Source organism: Gordonia sp. (in: high G+C Gram-positive bacteria) (assembly GCF_052106715.1).
Lineage (GTDB): Bacteria > Actinomycetota > Actinomycetes > Mycobacteriales > Mycobacteriaceae > Gordonia.
Genome location: NZ_JBQEDL010000037.1, coordinates 12336 through 32214, shown reverse-complemented (window position 1 = coordinate 32214; position 19879 = coordinate 12336). Strand labels below are relative to the sequence as shown.

The 19879-nt window shown below is 66.3% G+C and carries 25 protein-coding genes; 17 read left to right on the top strand and 8 right to left on the bottom strand.

The features are described 5' to 3' along the window. The 11 genes from hemB to ccsB form a co-directional block, all read left to right on the top strand. Positions 1 to 915 (top strand): porphobilinogen synthase (gene hemB / locus ACTIMF_RS16045; protein WP_442351284.1); only part of this gene is annotated, 915 nt, incomplete at its 5' end. 18 nt (positions 916 to 933) lie between these two features. Beyond that, on the top strand, positions 934 to 1482 hold the full coding sequence (locus ACTIMF_RS16040) for a hypothetical protein (RefSeq protein WP_442351283.1): 549 nt from the start codon (positions 934 to 936) through the stop codon (positions 1480 to 1482). Next, positions 1479 to 1982 (top strand): hypothetical protein, encoded by a 504-nt coding sequence (locus ACTIMF_RS16035; protein ID WP_442351282.1) that lies wholly within the window; start codon positions 1479 to 1481, stop codon positions 1980 to 1982. Before ACTIMF_RS16040 ends, ACTIMF_RS16035 begins: the two co-directional genes overlap by 4 nt. After that, complete coding sequence (locus ACTIMF_RS16030) at positions 1979 to 2614, top strand: DUF3093 domain-containing protein (protein ID WP_442351281.1); 636 nt, start codon at positions 1979 to 1981, stop codon at positions 2612 to 2614. The genes ACTIMF_RS16035 and ACTIMF_RS16030 overlap by 4 nt, the downstream gene beginning before the upstream one ends. After that, a complete protein-coding gene (locus ACTIMF_RS16025) occupies positions 2607 to 3497 on the top strand; it encodes an SGNH/GDSL hydrolase family protein (RefSeq protein WP_442351280.1) in 891 nt (296 codons plus the stop codon). Before ACTIMF_RS16030 ends, ACTIMF_RS16025 begins: the two co-directional genes overlap by 8 nt. A gap of 77 nt (positions 3498 to 3574) precedes the next feature. Further along, the gene (hemL, locus tag ACTIMF_RS16020; protein ID WP_442351279.1) at positions 3575 to 4921 is read left to right on the top strand and encodes a glutamate-1-semialdehyde 2,1-aminomutase; all 1347 of its coding nucleotides are present in this window, start codon (positions 3575 to 3577) and stop codon (positions 4919 to 4921) included. Next, a complete protein-coding gene (locus ACTIMF_RS16015) occupies positions 4918 to 5544 on the top strand; it encodes a histidine phosphatase family protein (RefSeq protein ID WP_442351278.1) in 627 nt (208 codons plus the stop codon). The genes hemL and ACTIMF_RS16015 overlap by 4 nt, the downstream gene beginning before the upstream one ends. Before the next feature lie 5 nt (positions 5545 to 5549). Further along, positions 5550 to 6176, top strand: a complete 627-nt coding sequence (locus ACTIMF_RS16010; RefSeq protein WP_442351277.1) for a TlpA family protein disulfide reductase — start codon at positions 5550 to 5552, stop codon at positions 6174 to 6176. After that, positions 6173 to 6982, top strand: a complete 810-nt coding sequence (locus tag ACTIMF_RS16005) for a cytochrome c biogenesis CcdA family protein (protein WP_442351276.1) — start codon at positions 6173 to 6175, stop codon at positions 6980 to 6982. Before ACTIMF_RS16010 ends, ACTIMF_RS16005 begins: the two co-directional genes overlap by 4 nt. Further along, the gene (resB, locus tag ACTIMF_RS16000; RefSeq protein WP_442351275.1) at positions 6979 to 8613 is read left to right on the top strand and encodes a cytochrome c biogenesis protein ResB; all 1635 of its coding nucleotides are present in this window, start codon (positions 6979 to 6981) and stop codon (positions 8611 to 8613) included. The genes ACTIMF_RS16005 and resB overlap by 4 nt, the downstream gene beginning before the upstream one ends. A gap of 28 nt (positions 8614 to 8641) precedes the next feature. After that, positions 8642 to 9646, top strand: a complete 1005-nt coding sequence (gene ccsB / locus ACTIMF_RS15995) for a c-type cytochrome biogenesis protein CcsB (RefSeq protein ID WP_442351274.1) — start codon at positions 8642 to 8644, stop codon at positions 9644 to 9646. Positions 9647 to 9668: 22 nt separating this feature from the next. On the opposite strand, the gene ACTIMF_RS15990 is transcribed toward ccsB, so the two are convergent. Both ACTIMF_RS15990 and ACTIMF_RS15985 read right to left on the bottom strand, forming a co-directional pair. Next, complete coding sequence (locus tag ACTIMF_RS15990) at positions 9669 to 9860, bottom strand: hypothetical protein (RefSeq protein WP_442351273.1); 192 nt, start codon at positions 9858 to 9860, stop codon at positions 9669 to 9671. A gap of 75 nt (positions 9861 to 9935) precedes the next feature. Then, positions 9936 to 10157, bottom strand: a complete 222-nt coding sequence (locus tag ACTIMF_RS15985; RefSeq protein WP_442351272.1) for a BldC family transcriptional regulator — start codon at positions 10155 to 10157, stop codon at positions 9936 to 9938. Positions 10158 to 10394: 237 nt separating this feature from the next. Between ACTIMF_RS15985 and ACTIMF_RS15980 the strand changes: the two genes are divergently transcribed. From ACTIMF_RS15980 to ACTIMF_RS15960, 5 genes are all read left to right on the top strand, one after another. Beyond that, positions 10395 to 10727 carry a DUF4229 domain-containing protein gene (locus ACTIMF_RS15980; protein WP_442351271.1) on the top strand — a complete coding sequence of 111 codons (333 nt, stop codon included), beginning with the start codon at positions 10395 to 10397 and terminating at the stop codon, positions 10725 to 10727. Positions 10728 to 10773: 46 nt separating this feature from the next. Then, positions 10774 to 11886, top strand: coding sequence for a PLP-dependent cysteine synthase family protein (locus ACTIMF_RS15975; protein WP_442351270.1), 1113 nt, complete (start codon positions 10774 to 10776; stop codon positions 11884 to 11886). Between the two features lie 9 nt (positions 11887 to 11895). After that, positions 11896 to 12855 (top strand): arsenic resistance protein, encoded by a 960-nt coding sequence (locus ACTIMF_RS15970; protein ID WP_442351269.1) that lies wholly within the window; start codon positions 11896 to 11898, stop codon positions 12853 to 12855. A gap of 69 nt (positions 12856 to 12924) precedes the next feature. Continuing rightward, positions 12925 to 13191, top strand: a complete 267-nt coding sequence (locus tag ACTIMF_RS15965; RefSeq protein WP_442351268.1) for a helix-turn-helix domain-containing protein — start codon at positions 12925 to 12927, stop codon at positions 13189 to 13191. Further along, positions 13184 to 13969 carry a Clp protease N-terminal domain-containing protein gene (locus tag ACTIMF_RS15960; RefSeq protein WP_442351267.1) on the top strand — a complete coding sequence of 262 codons (786 nt, stop codon included), beginning with the start codon at positions 13184 to 13186 and terminating at the stop codon, positions 13967 to 13969. Before ACTIMF_RS15965 ends, ACTIMF_RS15960 begins: the two co-directional genes overlap by 8 nt. A gap of 34 nt (positions 13970 to 14003) precedes the next feature. On the opposite strand, the gene ACTIMF_RS15955 is transcribed toward ACTIMF_RS15960, so the two are convergent. Next, the gene (locus ACTIMF_RS15955) at positions 14004 to 14873 is read right to left on the bottom strand and encodes a 1,4-dihydroxy-2-naphthoate polyprenyltransferase (protein ID WP_442351287.1); all 870 of its coding nucleotides are present in this window, start codon (positions 14871 to 14873) and stop codon (positions 14004 to 14006) included. 166 nt (positions 14874 to 15039) lie between these two features. Between ACTIMF_RS15955 and ACTIMF_RS15950 the strand changes: the two genes are divergently transcribed. Then, positions 15040 to 16413, top strand: coding sequence for a PE-PPE domain-containing protein (locus ACTIMF_RS15950; RefSeq protein ID WP_442351266.1), 1374 nt, complete (start codon positions 15040 to 15042; stop codon positions 16411 to 16413). A 2-nt stretch (positions 16414 to 16415) separates the two neighbouring features. Here ACTIMF_RS15950 and menE read toward each other — a convergent pair whose 3' ends face one another. The 5 genes from menE to ACTIMF_RS15925 are packed head-to-tail and all read right to left on the bottom strand — an operon-like array spanning position 16416 to position 19784. Beyond that, positions 16416 to 17576 carry an o-succinylbenzoate--CoA ligase gene (menE, locus tag ACTIMF_RS15945; RefSeq protein ID WP_442351286.1) on the bottom strand — a complete coding sequence of 387 codons (1161 nt, stop codon included), beginning with the start codon at positions 17574 to 17576 and terminating at the stop codon, positions 16416 to 16418. Then, complete coding sequence (locus ACTIMF_RS15940; protein ID WP_442351265.1) at positions 17573 to 17908, bottom strand: DUF3349 domain-containing protein; 336 nt, start codon at positions 17906 to 17908, stop codon at positions 17573 to 17575. Before ACTIMF_RS15940 ends, menE begins: the two co-directional genes overlap by 4 nt. A gap of 10 nt (positions 17909 to 17918) precedes the next feature. After that, positions 17919 to 18230 (bottom strand): DUF3349 domain-containing protein, encoded by a 312-nt coding sequence (locus ACTIMF_RS15935; protein ID WP_442351264.1) that lies wholly within the window; start codon positions 18228 to 18230, stop codon positions 17919 to 17921. Positions 18231 to 18252: 22 nt separating this feature from the next. Beyond that, positions 18253 to 18531, bottom strand: coding sequence for a hypothetical protein (locus ACTIMF_RS15930; protein ID WP_442351263.1), 279 nt, complete (start codon positions 18529 to 18531; stop codon positions 18253 to 18255). A 26-nt stretch (positions 18532 to 18557) separates the two neighbouring features. Then, positions 18558 to 19784 (bottom strand): anion permease, encoded by a 1227-nt coding sequence (locus ACTIMF_RS15925; protein ID WP_442351262.1) that lies wholly within the window; start codon positions 19782 to 19784, stop codon positions 18558 to 18560. Between the last annotated feature and the right edge of the window lie 95 nt (positions 19785 to 19879).

Genomic DNA, 19879 nt, shown 5'->3' with positions numbered 1-19879 from the left:
CCGGCACAGCTGGTGCTGCCGATGTTCGTCGCCGACGGCATCGACGCACCCCGGCCCATCTCGTCGATGCCGGGCGTCATGCAGCACACCCTCGACTCTCTCCTCGTCGCGGCCCGTGAAGCGGTCGCGGCGGGTGTCGGCGGCCTGATGCTGTTCGGCGTCCCCGAGCCCGCCGACAAGGACGCGGTCGGCTCGGTCGGAGACGACCCGGACGGCGTCCTCAATCGTGCCCTCGGCCTGCTGCGCGCTGAACTCGGCGAGTCGACGGTCATCATGGCCGACACCTGCCTGGACGAGTTCACCGATCACGGGCACTGCGGGGTCCTCGACGAGAGCGGGCGCGTCGACAACGATGCGACCCTGCCGCGCTACGAGTCGATGGCCATCGCGCAGGCTCGAGCCGGTGCGCACGTCGTCGCACCGAGCGGCATGATGGACGGCCAGGTCGCAGCGATCCGCGCCGCTCTCGACGGCGCCGGGTTCACCGACGTCTCGATCCTCGCCTACACGGCCAAATACGCGTCGGCGTTCTACGGCCCCTTCCGGGAGGCCGTCGGCTCGTCCCTGCAGGGTGACCGTCGCACTTACCAGCAGGACGCGGCCAACCGCCTCGAATCGGCTCGCGAACTGCTCGCCGACCTCGACGAGGGCGCGGACATGGTGATGGTGAAACCGGCGATGAGCTACCTGGACATTGTCCGGGACGTCGCCGACCGCACCGATGCGCCCGTCGTGGCATATCAGATCAGCGGCGAGTACGCGATGATCGCGGGTGCGGGAGCCAATGGTTGGATCGACGCTGACGCAGCATTCGACGAGGCGGTGCTGTCGATCGCACGCGCTGGAGCGTCGATCATCCTGACGTATGCGGCCGTCGACGTCGCGCGGCGCTTGTCTGAGCGTCTTCTTGGGTAGACCCATTACTCTGGAACCATGACTGCCACCGATCCTGGCACACCGGACGTGCCGACCAGACCAGACAGTGTGCGACTGGCCGTCGAGCTCTGGTGCGCGGTGATCGTCGCGCAGCTGATCGCTGCGATCGCGCAGTATCCGGTGGTGTTGGATCAGTCCCGCACAGTCCTCGAAGACATGGCCGAGAAACAGGGACAGGAGATGCCCGCGTCGCCGACCGTGATGGCCGTTCTGTCGATGGTCCTGGTCTGCGTGATCCTGACCGCGATCGCCCTGACATTCCTGAAATTCTTCTGGGACGGTCGTAACTGGGCGCGCCAAGGACTCGGAGTGTTCAGCGCCTTCCTCGTGGTGGAACTGGTGTTCAGCGTGCTGTCGATGTTCAGCGACAGTGATTCCGGTGAGCGCGTGGCGGCGCCCGCATGGGCCAGCGTGTTCGGCATCGTCGGCGGCGTCGCCGCGATCGGAGTGCTCGTCGCGTTGATGAACAAAGACACCACGGCCTACTGCCGCGACATGGCAATCTGGCGAGACCGCAAGCGACAGAACGGTGGGGTGCGAGGATGATCGAGTTCAGAACCCGTCTGCGTGAGCAGAAGCCGAATCCCGACGACCGACCGTCCCTGGTGGGCTGGGCCCTGCGGTTGTGGATGATCTCGGGCGCGCTGCTCGTCGCTCTCGGTGTGCTCACCATCGTCGATCACTCGGTCTCGGTCGGCCTCGAGTTCGGTCCGTTGGCGATCGGAGTCCTCATCGTCATCGTCGGCGTCGCCTATTTCCTCCTCGGAGCCAAGACATACCGCGGCGAACTCCAGTGGCGGTCGTCCCTGTCGGCGTTGACGTGCGTGATCGTCGCATTGCTGCTGCCGTTGACTATTGGGTTTCAGAGCCCGGGCCTGGCCATCGTGCTGGCTGTCGCGGTGATCGGGCTCGCCGGATCGGTGCTCGCGTACCGACCGGCCTCGGATGCCTGGTTCAAATGTCAGCTCGACGGAGACTGCGGGCCACAGACTGACAGGGCGTCGGCGGGGCACAAATCGTCCGACGACGCCGGGGGTGCCGCGTGAGCGGTGAGCACGACGAGCGTGACGAACTCGATGGTGAGGACCAGCTGGACGCGAACGACGAGCCGGCCGGTGACGACCTCGACGGGGACGAACCGGCCGATGACGCCGGAGAAAAACGCGAGTGGGCAGTCCCCGAACGCGGTGAGACCCTCTTCTACGAGGAGGGCGGCAGCAAGTGGATCATCGCGATCGGACCGGTGATGCTGGCCCTGACCTTGGCGTTGGAGATCGCGGGTGGCGGCCGGATCCACTGGGAGGTCCTCACGATCTTCGGAGTGATCCTCATCGGCTTCTCGATCATGCAGGTGGTCGCGGCGCGAAGGCACGTCTCGGTGCGACTGACCGAGCAGACACTGCGGCAGGGGACGCGAGTCGTCGACCTTGCCGAGATCACGAAGATCTACCCGGAGAACACCGGACCCGACGCCCAGGACTGGGAGAGTGCGCCGGCGCTCGGCGAACTCCATGCCGTCCCTCGGCGTCGCAAGGGCATCGGTGTGAAGATGGCGGACGGCAAGCTCGCCCAGGCGTGGGCCCGCGACGTCGAACGGTTCCGCACCGAACTCACCGAGGCACACCTCGCCATTGCGATGGGCCTGCCGCCCAAAGGAACGTCGTCGAAGGGTGCGTGACGGCAATAAGAGATCACTGATCGCAGTGATCGTCGCGATGGTCGTCGTCCTGTGCGCTGCGGGCGTGCTCTGGTGGCGTGCGGATCGAACACCCGATTCGGGCACACCACAGGCCGCGCAGTTTCATCAGGTCCACCTGGGGGACAGCTTCGCGTCCGGTGCGGGTACTGAACCGTTGGTCCCGGATGCTCAGTTCACCTGCCAGCAGTCGTCGCTGAACTTCGGTGAGCTCGTCGCGGCGCGCCACGGTTACCGACTCACTGACGTCTCGTGCGCAGGTGCCTGGACGAAGAGCCTCTACGACGGCCAGTACGAGGGGGTCGGACCGCAGTTGGATGCGCTGACCCGAGACACCGACCTCGTGACGCTCATGCTCGGCGGAAACGACGCGACCCTCTACTCGACGCTCGTCGGCGACTGCGCGCGCGTCGAACCGTCGGATCCCGATGGCGCGCCGTGTCGCGCAGAACTGGGGGGCGACCCGACCCGAGCCGTCGACGAGGAGATCGAACCGGCCGTCGAACGGGCTCTGCGTGACATCGCCGAGCGAGCACCCCGCGCGCGGGTCGTCATCGCAGGCTATCCGTGGCTGGTGCCGGCGGATCAGTCGTGTCGTCCGAAGGTTCGGATCGCCGACGGCGACATCGCGTTCGTGCGGCGCGTCCAGGGGCGTCTGAACGATGCGATCGCGAAGGCCGCGGCCGAGACCGGAGCGACGTTCGTCGGCATGGCACAGCGTTCGGACGGGCACGACGCGTGCGCGCCGGAGGGTGTCCGGTGGATCGAACCGATGACCGGGACAACGGCGCGAGTCACCATGCATCCGAATGAAGCGGGACAGCGCGCACTGGCCGATGCCGTCGATAGTGCTCTCAGATCGTAGGGCGAGCGAGTCGAGCGAACCTGAGACGAACCTTTGGCGATTGGGCCGAGCGGGTAGCTTTTGGGACACTGGAAGTCATGGCCGTCTCAGCGAATACCCCCGGTCCGAACACGGCGCGCAGCGACGAACTGTTCGCCCGCGCCGCACACGCCGTCCCGGGCGGGGTCAACTCGCCGGTCCGCGCATTCTCCGCGGTCGGCGGCACCCCCCGATTCATCTCCGAGGCCGCCGGCTGTACGTTGACCGATGTCGACGGAAATCAGTACGTCGACCTGGTGTGTTCGTGGGGGCCGATGATTCTCGGCCACGCTCATCCGGCGGTGGTCGACGCTGTCCGAAGCGCAGCTGTCGGTGGATTGTCGTTCGGAGCGCCGACCCTCGGCGAGATCGAACTCGCCGAGGAGATCATCGATCGGGTCGACCCCGTCGCGCGCGTTCGCCTCGTCAACTCGGGCACCGAGGCGACGATGTCGGCGGTACGCCTGGCACGGGGATTCACCGGCCGCAGCAAGATCGTGAAGTTCTCCGGCTGTTATCACGGTCACGTCGACGCGCTGCTCGCTGACGCCGGATCGGGTGTCGCGACCCTCGGTCTTCCTACGTCGCCGGGTGTCACCGGCGCCGCGGCGCACGACACACTCGTGCTGCCGTACAACGACCTCGCAGCCGTCGAGGCGGCGTTCGCCGAGCACGGCGACGACATCGCCGCCGTCATCACCGAGGCCGCCGCGGGCAATATGGGCGCCGTCGCACCGCAGCCGGGGTTCAATGAGGGGCTCCGCGCGGTCACCGCGCGCCACGGTGCGCTCCTCGTCATGGACGAGGTGATGACCGGGTTCCGGGCGAGTCCGGCCGGCTACTACGGCATCGACGGCGTCGCTGGCGACCTCTACACCTTCGGCAAGGTGATGAGCGGCGGTCTGCCCGCGGCGGCGTTCGGCGGACGTGCCGACGTCATGGAGCATCTGGCGCCGACCGGCCCCGTCTATCAGGCCGGGACCCTGTCCGGAAACCCGGTCGCGGTCGCCGCAGGACTCGCGACGTTGCGCAACGCCACAGCCGACGTCTACGAACGGCTCGACGCCAACGCCGACCGGCTCGCCGGGCTCGTCAGTGACGCGCTCACCGAGGCGTCCGTCGCCCACCAGGTGCAGAAGGCAGGCAATCTCGTGAGCTTCACATTCACCGAGTCCGACGGCCCGCTCACCGACTATGCGGGCGTCAAGGCCTCGCAGACCTGGCGGTTTGCCCCGTTCTTCCACGCGCTCCTCGAACGCGGCGTCTACGCGCCGCCGAGTGCGTTCGAAGCCTGGTTCGTATCCGCGGTCCTCGACGACGCCGCGTTCTCGAGGATCGCCGAAGCACTGCCCGCCGCAGCCGCAGCCGCGGCCGCTGCCGTCGCACCCGGAGAGGGAGACCGATGAAGACGATAGTCCACATGCTGCGCCACGGCGAGGTCCATAACCCCGAAGGCATCCTGTACGGTCGGCTCCCCGGATTCCGGCTCGCCGACAACGGACGAGAGCAGGCCGAGCGGGTCGGCAGCGCGCTCGCCGACCACGACATCACCCACGTGTTCGCCTCACCTCTGCAGCGCGCGCAGGAGACGGCTGCCCCGATCTCGACGTCGCACGGGCTGAAGACCGAGACCATCGACAACTTGATCGAGGCGGGAAATCAGTTCGAAGGCCTGCGGGTGGCTGTGGGTGACGGAGCGCTCACCCAGCCACGGCACTGGCCCAAGCTGCGTAATCCGTTCACCCCGTCGTGGGGCGAGCCGTACATCAACATCGCCCACCGGATGCTCGCCTCGGCGAACGAGGCGCGCGACGCCGCACGCGGTCATGAGGCGGTGTGCGTGAGCCACCAGCTCCCCGTGTACACCCTGCGTCGGTTCCTCGAAGGCCGTCGCCTGTGGCACGACCCGCGGATCCGCCAGTGTTCGCTTGCGTCGCTGACCAGCCTCGTCTACGACGACGACGAGCTCGTCGACATCGTGTACTCGGAGCCTGCAGGCGCCTCCGACCCGCGCCTGACCGGAGCGTGAGCGGGATGCGGCGTCCACACCGGGTATCGGTCGCTGTCCTCGCGGTGATCGCATCCGTCGGACTGGTCACCGCGTGCAGTACCGGCGACGACGCCGTCGCACAGAACCAGAGCAATCAGTTCGTGTCGCCGGACGGCAAGCTCGTCATCGACTATCCCCCGAGCGACCGCAAGGCGGCCGGGAACGTGACTGCGCCCGACCTGCTGACCGGTGAAGACATCGACCTGGCGGAGTTCGCCGATCAGGTCGTCGTGATCAACGTGTGGGCCTCGTGGTGTGCGCCGTGCCGTAAGGAGTTCACCGAACTCGAGGCCGTCTATCAGAAGACCAAGAACGAGGACGTGACGTTTCTCGGCATCGACTTCCGGGACACCAAGTCGAACGCGCAGGACTTCTTCAGCGACAACAAGGTGAGCTACCGGTCGATGTACGACTACGGCGGTGCGTCGCTCGCTGCTCTCGGAGTGCCCGTCGGAGCCGTCCCCACCACTGTGGTCCTCGACCGGCAGCACCGTCCTGCGAAGGTCTTCCTCAAGGCGATCACCGAGAAAGAGCTGACCGCCGCGGTGCTCGCCGTCGCGAACGAACAGCCTGCTGATCAGAACTCCCAGACCCAGCAGCCGCCCCGATGATCGGGACGAACCTGGCCGACGTCGGTAACTCGTTCGCGACGACGGTGGTCTCCGGACCGCTGCTGCTCGCGCTCGGCGCGTGCGTGATCACCGGGTTCGTGTCCTTCGCCTCACCGTGCGTGGTTCCCCTCGTTCCCGGCTACCTGTCGTACCTCGCCGGGCTCGTCGGCGCCGAGGCCCCGGCGGTCTCGGTCGGCGAGGACCGCAAAGTCGGCCGCTGGCGCGTCGTCGGCGCGGCAGGGCTGTTCGTGCTCGGCTTCACCGCCGTGTACGTGATGGCGACCGCCGCGATATTCGGGGTCACGTCGGTGTTCCTGGACACCGACCGCCTCGAACTGATGCAGCGCATCGGCGGTGTCATCACCATCGTGATGGGGTTGGTCTTTCTCGGCATGATCCCGTTTCTGCAGCGTGACCGCCGGGTGGCGCCGCGCCGCTACTCGAATGTGATCGGCGCGCCGATCCTCGGCGCAGTGTTCGCCGTCGGCTGGATCCCGTGCAGCAGTGCGACGCTCGGCGCAGTGTTGAGCGTCTCGATGGCGACCGAGGGGCCGTCGGCGTGGCGTGGCGCACTCCTGGTGACGGCGTACTGTCTCGGGCTGGGTATCCCGTTCCTCATCCTCGCCGCCTCGTCGGCGTGGGCGGTCCGGAGCCTCGGATTCATCCGACGACACGCGCGCACCATCCAGATCATCGGTGGCGTCGCGCTCATCGCAGTCGGTGTCCTGCTGGTCACCGGGATGTGGAACGAGGTCGTCGACTGGTTCCGACTCAATCTCATGAACGATGTGGAGTTGCCGGTATGAGCGCGTCGCAGAGCCCGTTTCAGCGATTCGTGGTGGCCCCGCTCCGTAAGACGTGGCGCGGACTCACCTCGATGCGCACGGCGCTCGCGCTGCTGTTCCTGCTCGCCCTCGCCGCGATCCCCGGAGCGTTGCTGCCGCAGCGCGAACTTAACGAGCAGAAGACGAACGCCTACATCGCCGACAAGGGCACGCTCGGGGAATGGATGGACCGCGTCCAACTCTTCGACGTCTTCTCGTCGAGTTGGTTCACCGCGATCTACCTGCTCCTGTTCATCTCGCTCGTCGGCTGCCTCACACCCCGCATCTGGGAGCACTACAAGGCGTTCCGGACGCCGCCGGTCGCCGCGCCCCGCAATCTGGCCCGACTGCCGCGACATATCACCGAGACCGTCGACGGCGACCCGGAAACGGTCGCCGACACGATCACCGGCAACCTTCGGGGGTGGCGCAAGCGGACCCGCGTCGTCGAGCCGTCCGCACGCTACCCCGACGGCGCCGTCGAAGTGTCGGCTGAGAAGGGATACCTTCGCGAGTTCGGCAACCTCGTCTTCCACTTCGCGTTGCTCGCGCTCCTCGTCGCGCTCGCGGCAGGCAAGATGTTCGGGTACGAGGGCTCGCGCACTCTCGTCGCCGACGGCGAACAGGTTCTGTGCAACACCTCGACCGCCGTTTACGACACGTTCCGCTCGGGTGCGCTCGTCGACGGCACCGGACTCGCGCCGTTCTGCTTCCGCGTCGACGACTTCTCGGCCACGTTCCTGCCGAATGGGCAGCCAGACATGTACGACGCGAAGGTCGCGTACACGACCGATGTGACGTCGTCGCCTGACTCATGGCCGACGACGTCGGTACAGGTCAACAAGCCGTTACGCATCGCAGGCGACCGCGTCTACGTGCTGGGCAACGGCTTCGCTCCGACATTCACCGTCACCTTCCCGAACGGTGACCGACGGACCCAGACCGCACCCTTTCTGCCGCAGTCGACGCAGACTATGTTGTCCGAGGGCGCATTACGGTTCGAGACGCCGGCAGGCATGTTCCCGAACCCGGACGAACGTCGAAAGAACCAGGTCGCGATCCAGGGCCTGTTCGCGCCGGACCCTGCGTTCGGCCACGGCGGCCTCCTCGACTCGCGCTCGCCGATCGTCGCCGATCCGACAGTCGCGGTCCGGGTCTACGAGGGCGACACGGGCATCGACTCTGGGACGCCGCAGAACGTGTACTCGCTCGACCAGAACCTCGTCGACCAGGGACGACTCAACCAAAAGGCGTCGGTCAACCTCGAGGTCGGCAAGGACGTGACCCTCGAGGATGGCACTCGCGTCTCGTTCGACGGCTACAAGCGGTGGGTGTCGATACAGGTGTCGCACGATCCGGCGCAGACATGGGTTCTGGTGTCCGCCGTCGCGATGGTCCTCGGGCTGGTGGTCTCGTTGATGATCCGTCGACGCCGGATCTGGGCGAGGCTAGTGCCGGCCAAGGGCGAAGACGGTATTGAAAACTCCGAAGTCCGACGTACTGTAGTAGAGGTCGCCGGGCTGGCTCGCACCGATCAGGCCGGCTGGGGCGAAGGTTTCGAAGACCAGGCGCGAGATCTGTTGACCACGGCCGACAAGCGCGCCCGACTGTGATGCGCGAGCTCGAGAAGAGGGATCACTGATGGAAGAATCGGCGTACGTCAACGAGACGCTGGGCCAGTACTCCGACTGGTTCTACGCCACCGCGATCACCGTGTACGTGATCGCGATGATCTTGTTCCTCGCATCGCTGGCTTCGGCCCGATTCGCCAAGATCGAGAAGGCTCAGGACCGGGAACTCGTCGGAGCCGGCGCGAGCGTCTCCACAGAGGACCGCGTACCCGGACGCGTCGCGCGCCCTGCGCCGCGTCGTGCCGCCGGGGAACGCCTCGGTGCGATGGCGTACCCGGTCGTCTGGGTCGGCTTAGCCGCCCACCTGGCATCGATCGTGCTGCGCGGGGTGGCGACCGATCGCGCCCCGTGGGGCAACATGTACGAGTTCATCTCGTTGACGTGCATCGCGTGTGTCGTCGCGGGCGTCGTCGTGCTACGCCGCCGCGAGCAGCGTCCGCTGCTGAGCTTCGTTCTGGTCCCCGTGGTCCTGCTCATGTTCATCGCAGGCAAGTTCTTGTACACGGTGCCCGCCCCGGTGGTGCCCGCCCTGAAGTCCTACTGGCTCGCGATTCACGTGTCGATCATCTCGATCTCGTCGGGCATTCTGCTCGTCTCCGGTGTGGCCAGCATCCTGTTCTTGGTGAAGCAGAAGTGGAACCTCGAAGCCGACGAGACCGCGAAGGGGTTCGCCGGGGGGCTGAGTCGCCTGCTCGGGCATCTTCCGTCGTCCGAGGCGCTGGACCGACTCGCCTACAAGTGTGTGGTGATCGGGTTCCCGCTGTTCGGCCTCGGTGTCATCTGCGGTGCGATCTGGGCCGAATCGGCGTGGGGCCGCTTCTGGGGCTGGGACCCGAAGGAGACGGTGTCGTTCATCGCGTGGATCGTCTATGCGGCGTACCTGCACGCCAGGGCGACTGCCGGATGGCGCAACACCGCTGCGTGGATCAACGTCGCGGGGTTCGTGGCGCTCCTGTTCAACCTGTTCGCGATCAACCTCGTCGTCTCGGGCTTGCACTCGTACGCCGGGCTCTGATCATCACTGGGCTCAAGGGCTGTCACAGATTCTGTAGGAAGTCCGGATCGTCGTCTGGTCCCTTGGGCGCCTGCTTGCGGCGATAGTCGGGGACATGCTGCTCGGACGACGACTGTTGCAGACCGACGAGTCGCCAGCCCACGAACGCGATGGCGCAGATCAGAACTGCGACGAATACGAAACCCATGACAACGGCCACCTCCTTTGAGTCCACGGTACTCGGAACTCCAGGGAGGTGGCCGTAATGTCGCTCGCCCGCCGTCTTTAATGCAGGACGGTCGAGGAAGTATCAGGAACGGTTGAGGAGGGCGACGACGTCAGCCTCACGGAACCTGCGGTGCCCGCCCGGCGTGCGGATCGACCTCAGGACGCCGGACGATGCCCAGCGTGCGACGGTCTTCGGGTTGACGTTGAACATCGCGGCCACTTGACCCGGGGTCAGATTGTGCTGGGTGGCCAGCGCAGGCGTGATCATGCCGGTCTGCTCGTCGTTCTCGGCGATTGCGGTCATTGGGTGAGACCCTCCTGTTGGTGGTGTGACGTTCCGTTGACTCCGGCGGGCTGCACTGCCGATCGCCCGGTCATGTTCCATCTGTACACGCCGATGGGGTGGTTGCTCGAACAGTCAGGTGTAAGTAAAGAGACCGTAATGTCCGTTAGGTGGGGGAGTAGGGGTCCTATCGGCTGGACCGGGCTGACTGCTCAGACGCCGAGTAGGCCGGCTCGAGCGGGGACGTATCCTGGAACCATGAGTGAAGATCGTTCCGCCTCCACGCCGTCGAATCAGGACGCGCCCGCCACGATGGGGACGCTCATCGTCGCTGTCCTCCTGTACACGGCGGCGCGGCTCGTATTGGTCGTCGCTCTCGCTGTGATCATCTATTACGTCGGCCAAGCGGTCGGCGTCGACGTCCCCGTCCTCGTGGCTGCCGTGTTCGGCGTCCTGATCGCCCTCCCGCTGGGAATGGTGCTGTTCAAGACGTTACGGCTGCGCGTCAACGATCAGATCGCCAGGGTCGACGCCGAGCGCAGTGCGCGCCAGGCCGACATCCAGTCGCGCCTGCGAGGCGACGAGAAGTGACGACAAGTGGACTCGAGCGCGCGAGCGATCGGAAGCCGAGTCGAGCATGCGGGTGACTAGTTCACGGGTCGAGCACGCAAGCGATCGGTCGTGGACGGCCGACGCCGTGCGCCGCATCGAAGCCGACGGTCTGCGCAGCGCCGACACGCACCTGTTGAAGGTCGACCTCCCCGACTGGTCCCGCACGCCTGCGGGCGGTGTCGATCTGTACTTGAAGGACGAGTCGACGCATCCGACCGGTTCGTTGAAGCATCGGCTCGCCCGGTCGTTGTTCCTGTACGCGCTGTGCAACGGATGGATCACGCCCGGGACGACGGTCATCGAGGCGTCATCCGGGTCGACGGCGGTGTCGGAGGCGTACTTCGCGAAGCTGATCGGCGTTCCGTTCGTCGCCGTGATGGTCAAGGGTACGTCGCCGAGTAAGACTGAGCTGATCGAGGGGCAGGGCGGGATGTGTCATTTCGTCGACTCGCCGACCGAGATCTACACGGTCGCTCAACGGCTGGAACGCGAGCTCGGCGGTCACTTCATCGACCAGTTCACGATGGCCGAACGGGCCACGGACTGGCGCGGCAACAACAACATCGCCGAATCGGTGTTCGCCCAGATGGCGCGTGAACCGCACCCGGTACCGGAGTGGATCGTCGTCGGTGCGGGTACCGGCGGGACATCGGCGACGTTCGGTCGCTACCTCCGTTATCAGCAGCACGACACGCGGTTGGCCGTCGTCGACGTCGAGAACTCGGTCTTTCTGCCCGCATATGAGACGGGCGACGGCTCGATCGTGTCGACAGGCGCCTCGCGCATCGAGGGGATCGGCAGACCACGCGTTGAGCCGTCATTCGTCTCGCAGGTGATCGATGCGATGATCGGGGTTCCCGACGCGGCGTCGGTCGCTGCGGCACGCTTCCTCTCCGACCGTCTCGACCGACGTGTCGGCGGTTCCACTGGCACCAATTTCTGGGGTGCGTGCACACTCATCGGCGACATGGTCCGCCAAGGTCGGGCGGGTAGTGTCGTCACTCTCCTCTGCGACAGCGGAGACCGATACGACCACACCTACTTCAACGACGATTGGGTCGCCGCCCAAGGGCTTGATCTGGAGCCACCGACAGCGCTGTTGACCGAGTATTTCGCGTCGGGCGTCTGGCGCGGATAGACGTTCGCCGTGACTGGAGGGGTCGCCTCGGTGATCGATCGCCACCAGGTCGCGATCTGCCTCGCAGCACTCGCATTGGGCGCGACCGTCGGACTGCTCGCGCCCTCGGTGGGCGGGCCGGCGACTGCCGCGATCGACCCGTTGCTCGTCGCGTTGCTGTATGCGACGTTCCTCGGGATCCCGTTCGGCCGCATTGGTCGGGCGATCGGCGACTGGCGCTTCCTGTCAGCGGTGCTCATCGTGAACTTCGTGGCGGTGCCGATCGTCGCCTTCGCGTTGTCGCGGATCGTCGCACACGATCGGGCGTTACTGGTCGGTGTGTTGTTCGTGTTGTTGGCGCCGTGCGTCGACTACGTGATCGTCTTCAGCGGCCTCGCAGGCGGATCCACCGACAGGCTGCTGGTGGCTGCCCCGCTGATGATGTTGGTCCAGCTGATTCTGCTGCCCGGGTACCTCTGGCTGTTCGTCGGTGCCGATGTGGCGGCGAAGATCGACGTCGAGCCATTCGTGCGCGCGTTCGTCTTCATCATCGTGGCACCGATGGTCCTCGCCGGCCTCACCCAGTGGATTGCCGCGCACACCCGTTCGGGCCGCTGTGCGGAGCGAGTGGTCGCCTGCGCGATGGTGCCGATCATGGCGCTGACTCTGGTCGTGGTGGTGGCCTCGCAGATCTCTGCAGTACGTGACGGGTTCTCGTCGCTGGCGATCGTGGTCCCGGTGTTCGCGCTGTTCGCGGTCGTCATGGTTCCGATCGGGATGGGGGTGGGGCGGCTGGCCGGCCTCGATGCTCCGGGCGTGCGCAGCGTCCTGTTCAGCGGTGTCACGCGGAATTCCCTGGTCGTTCTGCCGCTGGTCCTGGCTTTGCCCGCTGCGTTCGGGCCGGCTCCTCTCGTCGTGGTCACCCAGACGATGGTCGAGCTCGTGGTGATGGTGGCGATGGTTCGCGTGGCACCGCGTCTCGTCACGTGAATCCGACGGCCAGCGGCGCCGTGTCAATAAATATTGACAGCAGACTGGTTGTCAATATAACCTGACATCATGCACGACGATGAATCGACGACAGACGCGGCAGCCGTCGCGGGAGCAGCGGCCAGTGACGATCCCGGCGTAGGTCTGGGAACGGTCCGTGCGCTCCGCGCACTCGCTGACCGCCTCGAAGACGTCCACGTGGCCTCGGCCCGCACCATGGGGTGGAGCTGGCAGGCGATTGCCGATGTCCTTCAGGTCAGCCGTCAGGCCGTGCATCAGAAGCACTCACAACGAGAAGCCGCTCCGGCGGCCGGAAAGGACGGCAACGATGTTTGACCGTTTCTCGCGCGACGACCGCGCACTGTTCATGTTCGCCACTCAGGAGGCACGAGACCTCGGCCATCCTGCGTTCGGCAACGACCACCTGATCCTCGGCATGCTCTGCAACGCCCGAAACCCCATATTCGGCGTGCTCGGCGACCTGGGATTCACTCTCGACGGCGCCCGCAAGGTCGTCGCCGACTATCACGAAGACAACGACGAGCCGTCGACCCCCGACGTCGACAGTAGGTACGAAGACGATCGCGAGGCGCTCCGCAGTATCGGAATCGACCTCGATCGCGTCCGAGAAGCCGTGCAGTCGAAATTCGGCGACGATCTCGCCGACGGATGGGGCGAACGCGCCAGGCGTCCGGGACGTGGACGCGATTGCGGCGAGCGTCGTGGCCGCGGACCGCATGGACGTGGGCCCGGCTTCGGCGGCCGCGGGGCCGGCTGGGGTCCCGAAGATCAGCGACATGGAGCCGGCCCCCGCAGAGGCGAGGGTCCGTGGGGTGAAGGTCCGTGGGAAGGCGGCCCGTGGGAAGGCGGCCGGGGGCGCCGCGGCCCGCGCGGCCGAGGGCGCGCCCGAATGAACGGCCCGGTGCGCGATGCGCTCCGCTGCGCCGTCATGCTCGCACGCTCCCGAGGCGATGACCGAATCGGTGTCCCGCATCTGATGCTCGGGATCCTCGACGCGAACGACGACGCCTCCCGCTCCGTCATCGAGTCCGTCACCGACGTCGAGACGCTTCGGGCCAAGGTCCAGTCGATGTTGGAGCCCGCCGCAGTGTGAGGCCCTAGCGGGTGTGGCGCTCTGGCCTGGCCGGTCAGGTCAGGCCGAGTGCCACACCTGTGGCGACGGCCCATGCGAGCATCGCCATGCCGGTCGTCGCCAGTGATGGGATGAGGTCTCGGCCACGGGCGCCCGAGACGACGGGACGAACCGCGATGACGGCGAGTGGTGCGGCGATGAGTCCAGCGAAAGCGGCCGTCGTCGCGGGCACTAGCGCGATCGTCATCACGAACGGCAGTGCGAGTAACGAGGCGAACAGTCCGCGGGTGCCGTTCTCACCGAGCCGGACGGCGAGCGTGATCTTGCCCGATTCCCGGTCGGTCGGAATGTCGCGCAGATTGTTCACGACGAGGACCGCGCTGGAGAACGAGCCGACTGCGACCGCACACAAGCCGCCGATCCAGTCGACGCTTCCGGCCGTCACGAACTGGGTGCCGAGCACCGCGACGAGACCGAAGAACACGAATACGGCTACCTCACCGAACCCGAGGTAGCCGTACGGCTTCTTGCCGCCCGTGTAGAACCATGCGCCGGCGATGCACACCACGCCGACCGCGATGAGCCAGTAGGCAGTCGTGACCGCGATCGCGAGGCCCGCGAGGGCGGCGATCCCGAAACAGGTGAACGCCGCGGTTTTCACCGCGCCGGCGCGGGCGGCTTGGGAGCCGACCAGACGCATCGGCCCGACGCGGTCGTCGTCGGTGCCGCGTATCCCGTCGGAGTAGTCGTTGGCGAAGTTGACGCCGATGATCAGTGCGAGGGCGACGATCAGCGCCAGCGCAGCCTTCCACCAGGTCACGTCACCGAGATGGGCTGCCGATCCGACACCCGCCACGACGGGTGCGATCGCGTTCGGGAGCGTCCGAGGTCGAGCGCCTTGAATCCATTCGTTGACGGTTGCCACGTAGTAGAGCATGTCATGCGGTGGTGGGCCGTCGTCATCGGCCGGGACCGAAGACATGTGACTGCGAGTTTCCTACGATTGGGCGATACCTTCGAAACCGGTCTCATGCTGAGATTTTGCTGTGAAGATATCGCGCAAAGTTGCGGCCACGACGATGGCCGGGCTCATGGCCACGGGAGTGGCGGCACCGGCATGGGCCAGTGTTGATTTCAGCGGAGACCTCGTCCGCCACGCGGACGAGGGAGTCGTGGCCGACTCGTTCGGCGACGACCTGGACGATCTGAAACTGTGGGTCGACGACGAGACGCGGTCGGGCGCACTCGTCGTCGTCACTCCCGGTACCGCGGACACCGGTTTGGGCGAGCGGACAGCGGGGCTGACCGGCAATCGGGAGAACTGGATCGTCCGGTATCCCGAGTCGATCTGGCCGGTCAGTTCGGGCACGTCGGGTTCGCTGCTGCCGCTGTTCGCCCCCACCTACGACCACTCCAGAGGCAAAGGCGTCGACGCCAACGTCGCGATCATGCGGGCGTTGCGCGACGCCGATCGGGTCGTTGTCTACACGGGCTACTCCCAGGGCGCGGATGCGCTCGGAAACGCGGCCGAACGAGCGTACCGCGAGAGCCTGCTCGACGGGAACGACCTGATCCTGCTCGTCTCGGACCCGCGCGGTCCGTGGGGGCTCAAGCCGGGACTGCAGAAGATCCCGGGCACCGGAATGATCATGGCACTGGTCGGCGCCCAGAACGACGGTGCGCGTGATCCCGGGGACGCCGGTGGCGTACAGGTGGTCCAGGTGATCGTCCGGGGCGATCCTGTCGCGAACTGGCAGTGGGACCCGCTGCGTCCCATGTCGTCATTGCTGGTCGACGCCGCAGGATTCATCACCATCCATGCGGGCACCGGGGTGCACTCGTATGCGAATCTCCGCGGACTCACGCTGGACAAGAAGCTGTACAGCGCCGACGGCAACACGACGTACGAGGTGTACGACACCTACCACCCGCTGGCGCTGCTGAACTTGATGATCGCCGAAGCCCTCGGAATACCCGTCAGCGACGACCAACTCGCCGCGTGGGACCGCCAAGCCGAGCGCTTCTACCCGTTGCAGGACATCTCGCCGGAGACGGCGGCGCCAGGCGTGACGGTGGTCAAGGATCCGCCGACGCCGACGAGCACCGCTGCGCCTGAGGCCACGAGTGCCAAGCATCGTCTTCTCGGGGTCGACGGCCGTCAGGCCGAGGCGCCCGTCACCGTGAGCTCGACGCCCTCGGCCGCCACGTATGTCCCCCGTCACGCAGCACCATACGAGCCGCGTCATGCGGCTCCGGAAGCCGAGGAAAGCGCACCGGAAGGCCAGGAGAGTGGCGGTACCGCTGTGCCCGACACCGCTGTGCCCGAGACCGGCGGAACCGATGAAGCAGGCTCGGACGCGGTGCCGGAATCTGAAGCGCCAGAACCGGTAATGCCTGCCGCGGACACGACTGCACCGGACACAGGCAGTGATACGACCGATGGGGAGACCGCCGACGCGTCCTGACCTCAGCTCAGGAGCTGACGCAACCGTCTGCGATCCACTTTGCCGGGACCGCGGCGGGGGAGAGCATCGAGCACGAACACCTCGCGAGGTGCGGCGTACTTGTCCAGGCTCTCGGTGACCCGTTCGCGGACCTCGTCCAAGGTCGGCGGCGCCGCGTCGGGCGCCGGTACGACGGCGGCCACCACACGTTCGCCGAGCCGGTCGTCGGACAGTCCCACGACAGCACAGTCTGCGACGGTCGGCAGTGCACCGATCAGGGCTTCGACGATCTGCGGGATCACCGTGAGACCGCCGGTCGAGATCGCTTCGTCCGCGCGTCCCACGATCCGCAGGACGCCGTCGTCGACGACGCCGAGATCATCGGTACGGAACCAGCCGGGCTCGGCGAACGCCGGATGGTTCGGCAGGTTCCGGTAGCCGCAAGCGACGGTCGCGCCGCCGAGGAGCACCCGCCCGACTCCGTCGGCGTCCGGGCTATCGATGCGGACCTCGGTGCCGCGCAACGGAACACCGTCGTACACGCAGCCGCCCGCGGTCTCGCTCATCCCGTATGTCCGCACGATGGTCAGGCCTGCGTCCAGCGCCTGGCGCGCGAGTGGAGTCGGTGTGGCCGCGCCGCCGACGAGGATGGCGTCGAGTTCGGCCAGTGCCGCCGTGGCCTCCGGAGACTCGAGTGCCTTGCGCAACTGGACGGGCACCAGGGACGTGTAGCGGCGCGGTCCGTCGAGTGCGTCGACGGCCGGTCGGACACAAGCGGGGTCGAAGCCGGATGAGACGTCGACGATGACCGGGTCGTGTCCTGCGGCCAGTGACCGCAGCATCACTTGTAAGCCTGCGATGTGATGCGGCGGTAAGGTCAGCATCCACGCGCCGCGGCCGCCGAGGATCTCGGCGGTGGCGTCGGCTGACGCCCGCAACGTGTCCCGGGTGTGCATCGCACCTTTGGGACGGCCGGTTGTCCCCGACGTCGACACGACCAGTGTGACGGCGTCGTCGATCTGCGCGCCGGCACCGAGGCTCTCGACGAGATTACGTGCCTCGTTCGAGTCGGTGTCGGGGAGTGGCAGGTACGCGGCGTTGCCAGAGAGCAGAGCCGACAAATCCCGTCGTGCCTCAAGCACGGCAGGAGTGGACGGAAGCACCAGCGGTTGCAGGAGTCTCAGGACGGGTCCTTCGGTGTGGTTGACGGCGGAGGGAATGGATCGTCGTCGAATGGCCACGAGTTCCCGGCCAGGCGGTCTCGGACTCGCTGCACATCCTCCGCGCGCGGCAGTTCGTCCGTCACCTTGGTGATCTCGACCCCGATGTCGACCGTGTCCACTCCGTCAACGGCGCTGCCGGGAAGCAGGTCGCTCGCGACCTGCTTCACCTCGTCATCGGTGAGTTGACGACGAAGCAACGACAGGAGGGGAACGTAATCGCTCTGCGGAACTCCTTGCGGATAACCGGCGCGCAGCCACGAGCGGATCGTGCTGAGGAGCGATGAGCGGTCCATGTCGCGCTCGCTAGTCGGTCGCTGGGACTTCGAGGGCCAACGGCCAGCCTGCGGCCGCCAACCGCGACGCGACCTGATGCATTTCGTCGGAGGACGGGGCCTGCTCGGTGACGGCGTGGATCGCCTCCTGGATGCGTTCGGGCGTCGCCGGATTCTCGGTGCCGTACTCGACTGCGAGTTTGAGCACGATATCGGTGATCTCCGACTCGGTCAGGACCGGTTGGAGCAGTGCGAACAGTGGCGGGTAGTCGGCTGCGGGGACCCCGTCGGGATATCCGGTGCGAATCCAGTTGATGACGTTCTCAAACAGTGAAGGAGCCATGATGGTCGATGATCCTTTCAGATCACTTGTAAGCGAAGTCGGGGAAGATCCGCAGATCTAAGTAGTACAGAAGAGTCTGACGGGTCACCCAGAGGATGCCGACGACGATGATGAGGACGGCGAGCCCGACGAGCACGTACCCGAAGTATTTGAGCGCGGGGTTCTTTCTGCCGGTGCTGGTCGCGAGTTCTCCCTCGCCTGCGGCTTCGGCACGCATGCCGAGGGCGAACAGGGCAGGGATTCCGGCGCCGAGGAGTAGGCCTGCAGCGAGGACCTTCATGATGGATTCGACGATGTCCATGGGGGTGCCTTTCGAGGTCCGGAGGATCAGGCCTGTGTGGTCGTCGACGAGTCGGTCGACGTCGGAACCGGAGAGTTGCTCTCGTCGTCCCATTCGGAGTTGACGTTGCTGGCGTCGATCTTCTGCTGTTGTGCGCGCCAGTAGATGTAGCTCGACAGTGCGGCGAGGATCAGGAAGATCGCGATCGCGCCCGGTGCGCCGCCGATCAGGTGCGCGAGCCAGAAGCAGAGTGCGCCGACGACGGCGGCGGCCGGAAGCGTGGTGACCCAGGCGATCGCCATGCGGCCCGCGACGCCCCAGCGGACCTCAGCGCCCTTCTTGCCGAGCCCGCTGCCGAGGATCGAACCGGTCGCGACGTGCGTGGTCGACAGCGCCATACCTGCAACGGACGAGGTGAGGATGATCGCCGCAGAGGACGCTTCGGCCGCCATGCCCTGCGGAGCCTTGATCTCGACGAGCCCCTTGCCGAGAGTGCGGATGATGCGCCAGCCGCCGAGCCAGGTACCGAGAGCGATAGCGCTGGCACAGGCGAGGACGACCCAGAAGGGGAGGCCGTGGGCGACCGACGATGCATCGAGATGACCGGTGGCGATCAGGGCGAGGGCGATGACACCCATCGTCTTCTGTGCGTCGCCCGTTCCGTGGGCCAGCGACACCAGCGAAGCCGACGCGATCTGGCCGCGACGGAAGCCGCGCTCCTTCTTCAGTTCGGACATGCCATTGGTGATCGCATAGATGAGGAGCGTGCCGACCGCGGCGACGACGCAGGCGATGACCGGTGCGAACAGGGCGGGGACGATGATCTTGCCGAGGATGCCGTGCCAGTTGATTCCGGTGGAGCCGATCGCTGCGAGACCTGAACCGATGAGTCCGCCGAACAGGGCGTGCGAGGAACTCGACGGGAGGCCGAACAGCCAGGTGAAGAGGTTCCAGAGGATCGCGCCGATCAGGCCTGCGAAGATGATGATCAGCGCCTTGTTGGCGTCGAGCCCTTCGACCAGTGTTCCCGCGGAGTCGCCCGAAGTGTTCTGGATCTTCAGGACGTCTTTGGTGATCGTGGCGGCGACCTCGACGGAGAGGAAGGCGCCGACGAGGTTCAGGATGGCCGACAGTCCGACGGCGACCTTCGGTTTGAGTGCGCCGGTGGCGATCGATGTCGCCATAGCGTTGCCAGTGTCGTGGAAGCCATTGGTGAAGTCGAAGCCCAGGGCTGTGACGATCAGCAGCACCAGAATGATCATCTCTGCGGTCATGACGATAACTATGCGGCCGGAACCGTAGCATTCGTCAACTCGTGTGGGATAGAAAACACCGCTGCGAACTGCGAGTTTACCATCCATTCCGACGT

Coding starts and splice junctions, on each gene's coding strand:
- ccsB (WP_442351274.1), top strand. CDS start 8,642: ATGGAAGAATCGGCGTACGTCAACGAGACGCTGGGCCAGTACTCCGAC.
- hemL (WP_442351279.1), top strand. CDS start 3,575: ATGGCCGTCTCAGCGAATACCCCCGGTCCGAACACGGCGCGCAGCGAC.
- ACTIMF_RS16005 (WP_442351276.1), top strand. CDS start 6,173: ATGATCGGGACGAACCTGGCCGACGTCGGTAACTCGTTCGCGACGACG.
- ACTIMF_RS15925 (WP_442351262.1), bottom strand. CDS start 19,784: ATGACCGCAGAGATGATCATTCTGGTGCTGCTGATCGTCACAGCCCTG.
- ACTIMF_RS15940 (WP_442351265.1), bottom strand. CDS start 17,908: ATGGACCGCTCATCGCTCCTCAGCACGATCCGCTCGTGGCTGCGCGCC.
- ACTIMF_RS16010 (WP_442351277.1), top strand. CDS start 5,550: ATGCGGCGTCCACACCGGGTATCGGTCGCTGTCCTCGCGGTGATCGCA.
- ACTIMF_RS15930 (WP_442351263.1), bottom strand. CDS start 18,531: ATGGACATCGTCGAATCCATCATGAAGGTCCTCGCTGCAGGCCTACTC.
- ACTIMF_RS15935 (WP_442351264.1), bottom strand. CDS start 18,230: ATGGCTCCTTCACTGTTTGAGAACGTCATCAACTGGATTCGCACCGGA.
- ACTIMF_RS15965 (WP_442351268.1), top strand. CDS start 12,925: ATGCACGACGATGAATCGACGACAGACGCGGCAGCCGTCGCGGGAGCA.
- ACTIMF_RS15980 (WP_442351271.1), top strand. CDS start 10,395: ATGAGTGAAGATCGTTCCGCCTCCACGCCGTCGAATCAGGACGCGCCC.
- ACTIMF_RS15950 (WP_442351266.1), top strand. CDS start 15,040: ATGGCCACGGGAGTGGCGGCACCGGCATGGGCCAGTGTTGATTTCAGC.
- ACTIMF_RS16040 (WP_442351283.1), top strand. CDS start 934: ATGACTGCCACCGATCCTGGCACACCGGACGTGCCGACCAGACCAGAC.
- resB (WP_442351275.1), top strand. CDS start 6,979: ATGAGCGCGTCGCAGAGCCCGTTTCAGCGATTCGTGGTGGCCCCGCTC.
- ACTIMF_RS16015 (WP_442351278.1), top strand. CDS start 4,918: ATGAAGACGATAGTCCACATGCTGCGCCACGGCGAGGTCCATAACCCC.
- ACTIMF_RS15985 (WP_442351272.1), bottom strand. CDS start 10,157: ATGACCGCAATCGCCGAGAACGACGAGCAGACCGGCATGATCACGCCT.
- ACTIMF_RS16035 (WP_442351282.1), top strand. CDS start 1,479: ATGATCGAGTTCAGAACCCGTCTGCGTGAGCAGAAGCCGAATCCCGAC.
- ACTIMF_RS15975 (WP_442351270.1), top strand. CDS start 10,774: ATGCGGGTGACTAGTTCACGGGTCGAGCACGCAAGCGATCGGTCGTGG.
- ACTIMF_RS15960 (WP_442351267.1), top strand. CDS start 13,184: ATGTTTGACCGTTTCTCGCGCGACGACCGCGCACTGTTCATGTTCGCC.